Origin of the sequence: Vibrio sp. Vb0304, assembly GCF_033338995.1 — a bacterium.
GTDB classification, from domain to species: domain Bacteria; phylum Pseudomonadota; class Gammaproteobacteria; order Enterobacterales; family Vibrionaceae; genus Vibrio; species Vibrio alginolyticus.
Genome location: NZ_JAWOTT010000004.1, coordinates 122695 through 135681 on the forward strand (window position 1 = coordinate 122695; position 12987 = coordinate 135681).

The window sequence follows — 12987 nt, forward strand, 5'->3', positions numbered from 1 at the left end:
ACGCGGTGGGATGCCGCTCTTATCGAGGATCGAATCATGATCAAATTTGGTACAGGCGGTTGGCGTGCATTTATCGGTGAGGAGTTCACCAAAGATAATGTACGTTTGGTCGCTCAAGCAGTTGCAAACATCACGAATAACGAATCGGTTGCTGATCGCGGTTTTGTGATTGGCTATGACCGTCGTTTTCTTTCCGATAAAGCAGGTCGTTGGTTCGCTGAAGTTCTAGCAGCAAACGGCATTGTGGTTAGCTTTATCGACAAATTTGTCCCAACACCTATCGTAATGTTTAAAGCGAAAGAAATGGGCTGCGCATACTCGGCATGTATTACCGCATCACACAACCCTGCCGATTACAACGGCATTAAAGTCTTCATTGAAGGCGGTCGTGACGCAGATGAAATCATCACCCAAAAAATCGAATCACAAATAGACGCGCTCACTGCGCACGATGTAAAAAGCGTCGACTTTGAACAAGCGGTTGAAGATAAGCTGATTGAAATCATCAATCCGATGAACGAATTCGTTGACTCAATCATCGACTTTATCGACATCGAAGCGATCAAGAAGGCGAATTTACGTGTTTTGATCGACCCAATGTTTGGTGTCGCGAAAAACGCACTGCAAACCGTATTAATCAACGGCCGCTGTGACGTTGATGTGATTAACGATGGCAAAAACCCAGATTTCGGTGGGTTAATGCCTTCGCCAAGCGCTGCAACACTCTACCGTTTGATGCACCTAGTGAAAGAGCAAGGTTACGATATTGGCATCGGTACTGATGGCGATGCGGACCGTCTTGGTATTATCGACGAAAAAGGTAACTTCATTCATCCAAATGAAGTGCTACTGCTGCTTTACTACTACCTACTTGAATACAAAGGCTGGAAAGGCTCCGTGGTACGTAACATCGCAACCACCCACCTTCTCGATAAAGTCGCCGAAGATCATGGCGAGAAATGCTTTGAGGTTCCTGTAGGCTTTAAGCACATCAGCTCCCAAATGGAAGCGGATGACTCACTGATTGGCGGGGAAAGCTCTGGTGGCCTAACCATTCGCGGCCACATCAAAGGTAAAGACGGCGTATTCGCATCAAGCCTATTGGTAGAAATGATTTCAGTAACCGGCAAGAAGCTGTCTGAGTTGCTGGATGAAATCTACGGCAAGTACGGCTATGCCTACATGGCAGAAGGCGATTGCAAGTTCAAACCAGCGCAAAAAGACGTACTGTTCAACAAGATTTATGTTGAAAAGCAGTTGCCTGAGTTCGAGTTTGAAATCGAAAAAGTCAGCTATGAAGATGGTGCGAAAGTCTACTTCAAGAACGGCGGTTGGATCATCGCTCGCTTCTCTGGCACTGAGCCACTGCTACGAATTTTTGCAGAGATGCAAGATAAGGACACTGCGGAACGTGTTCTTCAACAGTTTAAAGACTTCTTGTCTTTATAACTGAACCTTGTGCCCGCTTCGAGCACTATGATGAGAGTCAACGCTGTCTGAAAAGGCGCTCATCAACAGGAGAAGAGCACTTGCCCGGCTCCACAGCCGGGCTTTTTTATTGTATGTTGGGAAGTCGTAAACGAGATAGAAAAGATACTCAGGAGCGTTAAGCAAATGCCAGGACGCCTTGCGTTTCAATTTTCACCGCGACGGACTCACCTATATTTAATGCTTGCGAAGCTGTAGCTAACAAACGGTCACCATTCGCGTTAATCACATAACGGCAGTGATCACCCATAAAATGCTGTTCCAATACGGTTACCGAACTATCTTCATCGGATTGAATTTGCACATGCTGCGGTCTTAGCAGTAAAGAGCACTCCGCCTGTACTGGAATATCTTGTTGAGCCGTGGCTTCAACCACGCCCAAGTGGGTTTCATATTCTGAATTCGAAACCCGTTTAGCAGCAAGGTAACTGCCACCACCTAAGAAATCAGCGACAAATTTACTTGAAGGCTGGTAGTAAAGCTCAGATGCTGTGCCATATTGCTCGATGACTCCATTGTTCATCACTGCCATTTTATCGGCGAAAGCAAAAGCCTCTTCACGGCTATGCGTAACAAAAATGGCAGTCACACCTTGGGCCTTAAAAATCTTACGGATCTCACTTATCAACTCATGGCGAACTTGCGTATCAATATTAGAAAACGGTTCATCAAGTAACAATAAGTCTGGGCTGTAAGCTAATGAGCGAGCAATCGCAACACGCTGCTGCTGTCCACCAGACAATTGATGAGGATAACGATCGCCATAACCTTGAAGATGCACGAGTTCTAACATCTCTTGAACTTTGGCATTTTTCTCTTTTGTCGAGCACTGCTTTAAGCCAAAGGCAATGTTTTGCTCCACCGTCAAGTGAGGAAAAAGTGCGTAATCTTGGAAAATCATCCCGATATTACGCTGTTCTGGCGGCAACCAGTTTTCCCCATCATCAATTGTGACGCAATTTAGACTCATTTCGCCTGACGTTAACGGCAATAATCCCGCAACGGCCTTTAATAGTGTTGTTTTCCCACAGCCACTGGCTCCTAGCAAACAGACAATCTGCCCTTGTTCTACCTCAAGAGACAATGATTCGAGTACAGTTTGATCGTCATATTGGCACGTTAGGTTTTTAATTGATAATGCACAGCTCATCAGTGATTTTGCTCCAGTGAACGGTTAACAACAACAAGCGGGATCAACCCAACAAGAACCAACAGAACCGCTGGCAAAGCGGCCAATTCTAAATGCTCATCCGAGGCGAAGTTATAAACGTATGTGGCTAGTGTTTCAAAGTTAAACGGACGAAGTAACAAAGCCGCATTAAGCTCTTTCATCGACTCGATAAACACTAATAAAGCCGCAATCAGTGCACCGCGCTTAACCAGCGGAAAGTGCACGCGCCACAGCATGGCATTGGGCTTACAACCCATAGTGCGCGATGCCATATCTAACGACGGAGAAATTTTATTTAAATTACTTTCGATACTACCAATCGCTACCGCGGAAAAGCGCACAACCATGGCAAATACTAGTGCGAACATGGAACCAGAAAAGATAAGTCCCGGCCTTCCCCACTCCATGGCTTTAGCAACATCGTTGACACGATGATCCATAAACAGCACAGCGACCATCACACCGATGGCTAGTACCGTTCCTGGTACTGCATAGCCCATAGAAGAAAGACGCATAAATGCCAAGCTTTCTCGTTTACCACTGACTCGATGGGTAAAGTTAACGATCAGTGCGACAGCAACACCAATAATCGCAGCAATAACAGACACAACTAAGCTATTCCATGCGTATTCACGAAACTCTGAGGTCCAACTCTGCGCAAAATAAGTGATCGCATAATCAATCAGCTGTAGTAGCGGCAAAATAAAAGCGACTGAAACCAAGCCCCAACACCAAACCAGTGCGGTCCACTTTTTCCAGCCCGTCAACTCGTAACGAAAATCTTCGTGACTGTTAAATTGGCTTTGAAAAAGCTTTTGTTTACGGCGGCTGTATCGTTCGGCACTAAGAAGCAGTACTACAATGACGAGCATCATGGCAGAAATCTTGGCTGCCGCATTAAGATTAGAGTACCCCAACCAAGTATCGTAGACCGCTGTGGTTAACGTATTCACCGCGAAGTAACTTACCGTACCAAAGTCACCGATGGTCTCCATTGCGACCAATGATAAACCTACTGCGGTAGAGGGTCTTACTAACGGCATCGAGATGCGCCAAAAGCTTTCCCATGGAGAGCACTTGAGCAAACGCGCGCTTTGCAATAAAGAGACATTTTGCTCCATAAACGCAGCCCGGCACAATAAATACACGTAAGGATACAACACCAAAGCCAACACAAAGGTCACACCAGGCAACGTACGAATGTCAGGGAACCAATACTCGCCAGGTCCCCATCCGGTTACATCACGCAAAAAGATCTGAATCGGGCCTGCAAAATCAAACCAATCAGTAAAAATATAACCAATGATATAACCTGGCATTGCAAGAGGTAGCACCAATGCCCACTGCAACCATTTTTCGGTCGGCAGTTTACACATGGCCATTATCCAAGCGCTTGGAATACCAAGAATTAAGGACAGCACCATTACGCCAACAGTTAGCGCAACCGTGTTAAAAATATAAGTCGGCATGACCGTTGCCATTAAATGAGCAAACAAATCATCCGTTTCACCAATTGCGGTGTAGAAGATCGCTAAGATCGGCAAAACCAGTAGCAGAGTTATTACCCCACTACTGGTTTTCCATAAAGAGTGTTTATCTTTCATCGCCTAATTACTGCAAGGCTGTATGAAATACAAATGCTGTTGCAAATACATCTCATATCCTTTAATCAAATGGGGGTACTGTTATACCCCCACAAGGAATTAAAGGTCAAATTTCACTTCATCTAATAGCTTAATTGCCGCTTCGTGGTTGGCTGCAATATCGTCTAGAGAAAGCTTGTCTGCTTTAAAGTCACCCCAAGATTCCACAAGCTCAGAACGCTTCACGCCTTCTTTAACTGGGTACTCGTAGTTAACTTCTGCGTACATTTGCTGCGCTTTGTCACCCGTTAGGAATTCCATTAGCTTCACAGCATTGTCTTTGTTTGGAGAGTACTTCGCCATCGCCATACCAGAGATATTCACGTGAGTGCCTGTAGTCTCTTGGTTAGGGAAGTTGATGTAAACTGCATCAGCCCAAGCTTTTTGCTCTTTGTCGTTAACCATTTTACCTAGGTAGTAGCTGTTACCTAGAGAAACATCACATAGGCCTTCTTTGATCGCTTTAACTTGTGCACGATCGTTGCCTTGTGGTTTGCGAGCAAGGTTTGCTTTCACGCCTTCTAACCACTCTTTGGTTTCTGCTTCGCCATTGTGAGCAATCATTGCTGAAACTAGAGAAACGTTGTACGGGTGCTTACCGCTACGAGTACAAATTTTACCTTTGAACTCTGGCTTAGCTAAGTCTGCGTAGTTGAAATCTGCGCCTAGTTTACCTACGCGATCACGTGATGAATAAACGCTACGAGAACGTAGAGTTAGAGCAAACCACTCATTCTCTTTATCTTGGTATTGAGCAGGTACGTTTTCTTCAATGATTTTGCTATCGACTTTCTGAACTAAACCTTTGTTTGTCAGTTCAGCTAGACGGCTGATGTCTGTCGTAAGAATAACGTCAGCAGGGCTGTACTCACCTTCTTGAGCTAGCTTTTCTGCTAAGCCTTTTTTAGCAAATTTTACGTTTACTTTGATACCAGTTTCTTTAGTGAACTCATTGAACATAGGTTCAACTAGGAAAGGTTGACGGTAAGAGTAGACGTTCACTTCTTCAGCAGCCATTGCTGTTGGAGCTAGAGTAGCGCAAGTTAGTGCTGAAAGAGTTAGCAGTTTTTTCATTGTTTAATCCTTTACCATGCTAATGATAACGTTTATCAGTTGCGTTATTATATGTATGTTCAATAAGAAGACAATGACGAATATTAAAAAACCTGCTCATCGGAGCAGGTTTTATTGTGTTAAGTGTGTAACCATTTATTACAAGCTAATGATTATTTCACCGTAACAAACTCTGGGTAAGCACCAACACCACAATCATGCATGTCCATACCTTCCATTTCTTCATCTTCTGTAACGCGAATCCCAACGGTTGCTTTCAAGATTGCCCACACAACTAGGCTGGCACCAAATACCCAAGCAAAGATAACTACGGCACCTAAAAGCTGTGCACCAAACGTTGCATCACCGTTGCTCAGTGGCACTACCATTAGGCCGAAGAAACCACACACACCGTGAACTGAGATAGCACCTACTGGATCGTCAATTTTAAGTTTATCTAGAGCAATGATACTGAATACAACTAGTGCACCCGACACCGCACCAATCGCAACCGCGTACAGTGGTGATGGCGATAGAGGGTCTGCAGTGATGGCAACCAAGCCAGCTAGCGCGCCATTGAGAATCATCGTTAAATCGGCTTTACCCCAAGTAGTTTTACAAACGAATAGCGCCGCAATTGCACCGGCAGCCGCTGCTGCGTTAGTGTTTAGAAAGATCTGACCTACCGCTGTAGCATTCTCAAAATCTGAAACCATCAACTGAGAGCCACCGTTAAATCCAAACCAGCCAAACCAAAGGATAAAAGTACCCAACGTTGCCAAAGGCATGTTAGAACCTGGAATCGGATAGATTTCACCATTTTTACCGTACTTACCCTTACGCGCGCCAAGCAGTAACACACCAGCAAGAGCAGCAGAAGCACCTGCCATATGTACGATACCAGAACCCGCAAAGTCACTAAATCCAGCTTCTGCTAGGAAGCCTCCACCCCATGTCCAGTAACCTTCCATTGGATAGATAAACGCTGTTAAAATCGCAGAGAAAATCAAGAAAGACCAAAGCTTCATGCGCTCAGCTACCGCACCAGAAACGACGGACATGGCAGTTGCAACGAAGACAACTTGGAAGAAGAAGTCAGACTCTAAAGAGTGGTCGGCCCCTTCACCTTGAGTACCAATTAACGTACCAAATGAAGGTAACCAGCCTCCTTCTCCATTATCGACATACATGATGTTATAACCGACAATCAGAAACATCGTACATGCGATGGCGTACAAACAGATGTTCTTCGTAAGAATTTCTGTTGTGTTTTTAGAGCGCACAAGGCCAGCCTCTAGCATCGCAAAGCCTGCTGCCATCCACATTACCAACGCACCGGAAATGAGGAAGAAAAAGGTGTCAAGTGCGTAACGTAACTCGGTTACTGTTGTTGCTAATTCCATAATAAGTATCTCCAATCCTTTGAATTCTTAAAGTGCTTCTGCGTCCATTTCGCCAGTTCGGATACGCACCGCTTGGTTCAGATCGTAAACAAAAATTTTACCGTCGCCGATTTTTCCGGTTTGCGCAGCTTTTGTAATTGCTTCAACAACGCGATCTACATTGTCTGCGTGAGTCGCGATTTCAATTTTCACCTTTGGTAGAAAATCGACTTGATACTCTGCACCGCGGTACAATTCCGTGTGACCTTTTTGACGACCGAACCCTTTAACTTCTGATACTGTCATCCCTTCGATACCGACATCAGCCAATGCTTCTCGTACATCGTCTAATTTAAACGGCTTAATAATGGCATTGATTATTTTCATTGAGTTATCTCCGAAGCTTTCATCCTGAAACACTTCTTATAATCCAATCTACGTGCCAAGTTTTTAAGTTATTGAATAATAAAAGCTAACCTCAATTTACATATCTATAAACAAAAAGAGCGCACCATATCGGTGCGCCCTTTTCACAAATTTAAAGCAACGGCAGAGAAGTTACCCAAAACTGTGCATTAAATGTTCAAAAAGTCTTTCCACTGTTCGATAAGTGCCATGAAATCCTCTATCCCACAACTTGCTGTACTTTCTGCATTGTAGAAGTCGAACTCACTTTCCATCTCGACATCATATTCATGGGCTAATGCGTTTTCTTGTACAAGAACTTCGTCGCCCTGAATCATCAAGCTAATTTCCGTGCCTGTTAGGTTATGCTCCTGAGAAGGCGCTAAAAATGACCGCTCAATTAGCTTTTCAACTTGTGCAATCTTCATCGGATCTTTGCCAATTTCTTCTTGCAACCAGCGCCCTACAATCTCATGTCCCATGCTACATTTTACGTAGTACTCGCCCATCAACGTGTTACGAATGAATTCAAATTCCACCGAGATTGCCTATTTCGTATCAATTTGGTGCGAGTATAGCGAATTGCTCCCATAAAAAAAGCACCTCATGTGAGGTGCTTTTGAATTGTGCATTTCTGATTATGCTGGTTCTTGGAAGATCACTTCGTCCGCTTTCTTGGTGTATTGATCCATTTTATGGAAGTTCAAGTAGCGGTACGTATCCGTTGCCGTAGCGTCGATTTGCTTCGCGTATTCTAGGTATTCTTCTTTGGTTGGAATCTTACCTAGGATTGCACCTACTGCAGCTAGCTCAGCTGACGATAGGTAAACATTCGCACCAGTACCCAGACGGTTCGGGAAGTTACGCGTTGAAGTCGACATTACTGTTGATTTATCTGCAACACGCGCTTGGTTACCCATACAAAGTGAACACCCTGGCGTTTCAATACGCACCCCTGCACGTCCGAAGATACCGTAGTAGCCTTCTTCAATCAGCTGGTCTTTATCCATCTTCGTTGGTGGCGCTACCCAAAGGCGCGTCGCTAACTGGCCATTGAACTTATCAAGCAATTTACCTGCTGCGCGGAAGTGACCGATGTTCGTCATACAAGAACCGATGAACACTTCATCAATCGCTGTGCCTTGTACTTCAGACAACAAACGAGCGTCATCTGGGTCATTCGGTGCACATAGTACTGGCTCATTGATTTCAGCCATATCGATTTCAATCACATGTGCGTATTCAGCGTCTTTATCTGCTTGCATCAACTCAGGGTTTGCTAGCCACTCTTGCATTGCAGTAATGCGGCGCTCGATAGTACGGCGATCACCGTAGCCTTCAGAGATCATCCACTTCAGCATCACGATGTTAGAGTTTAAGTACTCTTCGATCGACTCTTGAGACAATTTCACAGTACAACCTGCCGCCGAACGCTCTGCAGATGCATCAGAAAGCTCAAATGCTTGCTCAACCGTTAGCGTTTCTAAGCCTTCAATCTCAAGGATACGGCCAGAAAATTCGTTGATCTTGCCCGCTTTTTCTACCGTTAGTAGACCTTGCTGAATCGCGTAGTAAGGGATGGCATGAACAAGATCACGCAGTGTGATACCCGGTTGCATTTCACCTTTAAAACGAACCAAGATTGACTCTGGCATGTCTAGCGGCATAACGCCTGTCGCAGCTGCAAAGGCAACCAAGCCCGAGCCAGCTGGGAATGAAATACCCAGAGGGAAACGAGTATGTGAGTCACCACCCGTACCGACAGTATCCGGCAGCAGCATACGGTTTAGCCATGAGTGGATAATACCGTCACCAGGACGAAGAGATACACCACCGCGGTTCATAATAAAGTCCGGAAGTGTATGGTGAGTGTTAACGTCTACTGGTTTTGGATAAGCCGATGTGTGACAGAAAGACTGCATGACAAGATCAGCAGAGAAGCCGAGACACGCCAAGTCTTTAAGTTCATCACGAGTCATAGGGCCAGTAGTATCTTGCGAACCTACTGTCGTCATTTTCGGCTCACAGTAGGTACCAGGGCGAATGCCTTCTACGCCACACGCTTTACCAACCATTTTCTGTGCAAGCGTGTAACCCTTGCCAGAATCTGCGATTTCACCAGGTTTACGGAATACATCCGAAGGCTCAAGACCTAGCGATTGACGCGCTTTGTCTGTCAAACCACGACCGATGATCAATGGGATACGACCACCAGCACGAACTTCATCAATCAGTACTTCTGTTTTTAGCGAGAACTCAGCTAGAACCTCACCAGTTTCGTGGTTGCAAACTTTACCTTCATATGGGTAAACATCGATAACATCGCCCATGTTGAGCTTAGTTACGTCAACTTCAATTGGTAGTGCGCCAGCATCTTCCATTGTGTTAAAGAAGATAGGGGCAATTTTGCCACCAAGCACATACCCACCAGCTCGTTTGTTTGGAACGTAAGGGATATCATCACCCATAAACCAAAGCACTGAGTTGGTTGCAGATTTACGTGAAGAGCCAGTACCAACAACATCACCAACGTAAACCAATTGATGACCTTTGTCTTTTAACTCTTCAATTTGCTTGATCGGGCCAATAGTACCCGGTTGATCAGGGTTTATTCCTTCACGCTCGTTTTTAAGCATCGCCAGTGCGTGTACTGGAATATCAGGGCGAGACCAAGCGTCAGGTGCAGGTGAAAGGTCATCCGTGTTCGTTTCACCTGTTACTTTAAATACGGTTAGAGTGACTTTTTCTTCAAGCTTAGGCTTAGAAAGGAACCACTCAGCATCAGCCCATGATTGAAGTACTTTCTGTGCATGCGCATTGCCTGCTTTTGCTTTCTCTTCTACGTCATAGAAAGCATCAAACATCAGCAGCGTATGAGACAGCGCTTTTACTGCGATCTCTGCCAGTGCTTCATCATCCAATAGCTCAACTAGTGGCTCGATGTTGTAACCACCTTGCATAGTGCCTAGCAGTTCAGCCGCTTTTTCACGACTCACTAATGGTGATTTAACTTCACCTTTTGCTACTGCTGTTAGGAAACCCGCTTTTACATAAGCAGCTTCATCAACACCTGGAGGGATACGGTTTTCAAGTAGGTCAAGAATGACTTCTTCTTCACCTTGCGGGGGATTTTTCAGAAGTTCTACAAGTCCAGCAACTTGTTCTGCGTCTAGCGGTTTAGGAACAACTCCTTCAGCAGCACGCTCTTCGACGTGTTTACGGTAGGCTTCAAGCACGACTTTTTCCTCTCATTGCGGTTCCTCCTCTATTATTACTATTGTTAAAGTAAAGGAGTGAACATCCTTGGAAACTTGGCTCTCCATTGCCCTTGTTTTCATTCAATTATGATTGAGAAACAGCGCCGTAGAGGCCAAACTGTGGGCAAAATAATAGCAAATTTAACCTTAAATTAAAATCTTATCATTTTGACCAACATAGCAACTTACGACTAAAGTTCTGCTAATTTTGACCAAATATGCCAAGTTTTTGCTTTCTCATACCCGGTTAATTAAACGATGTTCCTACGATCAAATACACAGCATCCAAATCTTGCTCAGTACGACCGTATGCCAACATTATTGGTCCTATTGGTGAGTCAACACCAAAGAAGATGGAGCCAGCATTGTAAAGCGGCGCTTCGTTTAGTTTCAGATCATTATCAGACCAAACACCGCCATATTCGACCGATGCGCCCAGGTAGACTGGAGCTTCAAACAATCCGAAATCATTATCAAACCACTTATATCGGTACACCAAACTGCTGAAAAATAAGTTCTGTCCGATCAGGCTATTTCTTGGGATTCCCGATAGGCTTAAGAAGCCGCCCAACTCTCTGGGATCAAGCGGTAAAGATGAGTTTTTACTCTCTACAAAACTATATTCAGCATGTCCGACTAAAGTATGACGCTGATGACTCACTGCACCTTTAAATCGTGCAGAGATTTCATAAACGGTATCTTCAATAATTTTGTCAGTCTCTAAAAGGCTAACGCCTTGAGGACTTTGATCATGAGACACTAAATATTCGAGATCGACTAACAGTCCACGAGTCGGAAATGCGAAATCATCAAGTGTATCCAGACGATAGTTGGCAAACAGGCCACGACGTTCAAAATCCAATTTACCAGCAGAAGCCAAAGTAGAAAGCTCAATATCTCCGGTTGAGTAGCGAGCGCCAAATCGAAGTTCTTGCCACAATGTGGGTTGGATACCTATCGCTAACTCTGTTGTAAAATCATCGTAAGTGACCGGAAAAAAGTCATTTACTGACTCTAAATCTGGTGCTTGAGGCTCTGTTAAAGGTAAGTTTCGGCTCTCACTGCCATAGGAAATACGCCCAGATACAAAAAGTTCTTGGCTAGATAAAACAGGGGAATACAACTCAGCTTCAATCAGCTTATCCGTGCCCATTTCTACGTTGAACGCCAACTCCGCGCCATGAGAGTTTAAATTGGTAAAGTTGGTCGATATTCCTATGCCGTACTGGCTATCTGTATCGAAGTCATCTTCAAGAAAAAATCGGAAGTTGAGATAATTAGGCCCCCACGACTTCTCGTTAACATCAAAAACCAACAATGTCTCACCATCCACCTCTTCAAAGTGATAAGTGATGAGCTCGAACCTATCTAACGCGTAGAGGTTTTCAACGGCTTTCTCAATTTCGGCCGTTGAAATACGACGTCCGGTTTCTAGTTCAATACGATTCGTCAATAGCACATCGCTGTAGTGCGTGTTATTTACAATCACAATGTCATCAACCACACGCTGATCGCCATAAATCAAAGTTTTACGAACTTCTTGTTTGCGATCGATGTATTTTTGATAGTCCGCGTTGGACAAGCGTAACTCTTTCAGCTTGTCTTTTAACTGCTTGGTAATATCGTACCCAGCTTGAAAAGCCCAAGGCATTTTGTCGAACTCGACGGTTTCCATGGTGCCCACATTGGGACGAATATAGATATCTTGAGGTTCAAGCTCGTCCACTTGCTGTTGTGTACTACGACGAACGAGATAGTTAGAGAGTTGATCCGCGACAGTAAACAGCCCCGTAAATTCATCTTCGGTTTTGTAATCGGTGCTAATATCGACGGCAATAACGACATCAGCTCCCATGGCGCGAGCCACATCGACAGGCATGTTATTGACGACGCCGCCATCGACAAGCATATGACCATTGAGCTTATAGGGAGGAAGTGCTCCTGGTACAGACATGCTAGCCATCATGGCATCCACAAGGTAACCATTACCCAGTACGACTTCTTCTAGGGCAAGAATATCAGTCGCAACAGAACGATAAGGAATGGCAAGCTCATCAAAAGAATCGAATCGCCCTAAGTTCCCTGTAGTCTCACGCAATACTCGCAACATGTTCTGGCCTTGCACCACACCCGTTGGTGCTCGTACCTCACCGAACCTTAAGCCGAGGTCGGTATTAATTTGATAGCGGTCTTCATACTCTTTGTCACGAACTCGACGTTGGCTACGGTCAACACGATCTCGATAACCGCTGCCCCAATCGACGGTGTAGATAAAACTCTCAATTTCATCAGCACTCATCCCCGTGGCATAGAGCCCACCCACATAGGCGCCCATACTGGTACCGGTCACAATATCGACAGGGATCTGCATTTCTTCCAATGCTTTTAAAACCCCAATGTGTGCCGCCCCTTTCGCTCCGCCACCAGCGAGCACAACCGCCACCTTTGGTCGAGGTTCCAAGTCATCCGTTTTTGTTAGAGAGTTTGCGAGGGAAACAGAAGGAGTGATCATCAAAAAGGTACTAACCCAAAGCGCAAAGTTGCGAACCGATGGGCTTGATAACAGCTTTTTGAACATTCACTTCTTC

9 protein-coding genes are annotated in these 12987 nt (G+C 44.9%); 1 reads left to right on the forward strand and 8 read right to left on the reverse strand.

All coding sequences use genetic code 11. The features are described from left to right. The first annotated feature begins 36 nt into the window (after positions 1-36). Positions 37-1449 carry a phosphoglucomutase/phosphomannomutase family protein gene (locus tag R7P35_RS08555; RefSeq protein ID WP_025768194.1) on the forward strand — a complete coding sequence of 471 codons (1413 nt, stop codon included), beginning with the start codon at positions 37-39 and terminating at the stop codon, positions 1447-1449. Positions 1450-1606: 157 nt separating this feature from the next. Here R7P35_RS08555 and R7P35_RS08560 read toward each other — a convergent pair whose 3' ends face one another. The 8 genes from R7P35_RS08560 to R7P35_RS08595 form a co-directional block, all read right to left on the reverse strand. Continuing rightward, positions 1607-2638: an ABC transporter ATP-binding protein gene (locus tag R7P35_RS08560; protein WP_005380055.1), complete on the reverse strand. Its 1032-nt coding sequence runs from the start codon at positions 2636-2638 to the stop codon at positions 1607-1609. Then, entirely contained in the window at positions 2638-4263 is a 1626-nt protein-coding gene (locus R7P35_RS08565) for an ABC transporter permease (protein ID WP_170890512.1), read from the reverse strand. The genes R7P35_RS08560 and R7P35_RS08565 overlap by 1 nt, the downstream gene beginning before the upstream one ends. A 99-nt stretch (positions 4264-4362) precedes the next feature. Further along, positions 4363-5376 (reverse strand): Fe(3+) ABC transporter substrate-binding protein, encoded by a 1014-nt coding sequence (locus tag R7P35_RS08570; RefSeq protein ID WP_005386566.1) that lies wholly within the window; start codon positions 5374-5376, stop codon positions 4363-4365. A 152-nt stretch (positions 5377-5528) separates the two neighbouring features. After that, the gene (locus tag R7P35_RS08575) at positions 5529-6758 is read right to left on the reverse strand and encodes an ammonium transporter (RefSeq protein WP_047102648.1); all 1230 of its coding nucleotides are present in this window, start codon (positions 6756-6758) and stop codon (positions 5529-5531) included. Between the two features lie 27 nt (positions 6759-6785). Beyond that, positions 6786-7124 carry a P-II family nitrogen regulator gene (locus R7P35_RS08580; RefSeq protein ID WP_005386570.1) on the reverse strand — a complete coding sequence of 113 codons (339 nt, stop codon included), beginning with the start codon at positions 7122-7124 and terminating at the stop codon, positions 6786-6788. 188 nt (positions 7125-7312) lie between these two features. Then, positions 7313-7681: a YacL family protein gene (locus R7P35_RS08585; RefSeq protein WP_054579081.1), complete on the reverse strand. Its 369-nt coding sequence runs from the start codon at positions 7679-7681 to the stop codon at positions 7313-7315. A 99-nt stretch (positions 7682-7780) separates the two neighbouring features. After that, positions 7781-10378, reverse strand: a complete 2598-nt coding sequence (acnB, locus tag R7P35_RS08590; RefSeq protein ID WP_005380009.1) for a bifunctional aconitate hydratase 2/2-methylisocitrate dehydratase — start codon at positions 10376-10378, stop codon at positions 7781-7783. 268 nt (positions 10379-10646) lie between these two features. Further along, on the reverse strand, positions 10647-12977 hold the full coding sequence (locus R7P35_RS08595) for a patatin-like phospholipase family protein (RefSeq protein ID WP_033905586.1): 2331 nt from the start codon (positions 12975-12977) through the stop codon (positions 10647-10649). Between the last annotated feature and the right edge of the window lie 10 nt (positions 12978-12987).

Excerpts from the sequence above, each read along its gene's own strand:
- R7P35_RS08555 (WP_025768194.1), top strand. The coding sequence starts at position 37 with ATGATCAAATTTGGTACAGGCGGTTGGCGTGCATTTATCGGTGAGGAG.
- R7P35_RS08560 (WP_005380055.1), bottom strand. The coding sequence starts at position 2,638 with ATGAGCTGTGCATTATCAATTAAAAACCTAACGTGCCAATATGACGAT.
- R7P35_RS08565 (WP_170890512.1), bottom strand. The coding sequence starts at position 4,263 with ATGAAAGATAAACACTCTTTATGGAAAACCAGTAGTGGGGTAATAACT.
- R7P35_RS08570 (WP_005386566.1), bottom strand. The coding sequence starts at position 5,376 with ATGAAAAAACTGCTAACTCTTTCAGCACTAACTTGCGCTACTCTAGCT.
- R7P35_RS08575 (WP_047102648.1), bottom strand. The coding sequence starts at position 6,758 with ATGGAATTAGCAACAACAGTAACCGAGTTACGTTACGCACTTGACACC.
- R7P35_RS08580 (WP_005386570.1), bottom strand. The coding sequence starts at position 7,124 with ATGAAAATAATCAATGCCATTATTAAGCCGTTTAAATTAGACGATGTA.
- R7P35_RS08595 (WP_033905586.1), bottom strand. The coding sequence starts at position 12,977 with ATGTTCAAAAAGCTGTTATCAAGCCCATCGGTTCGCAACTTTGCGCTT.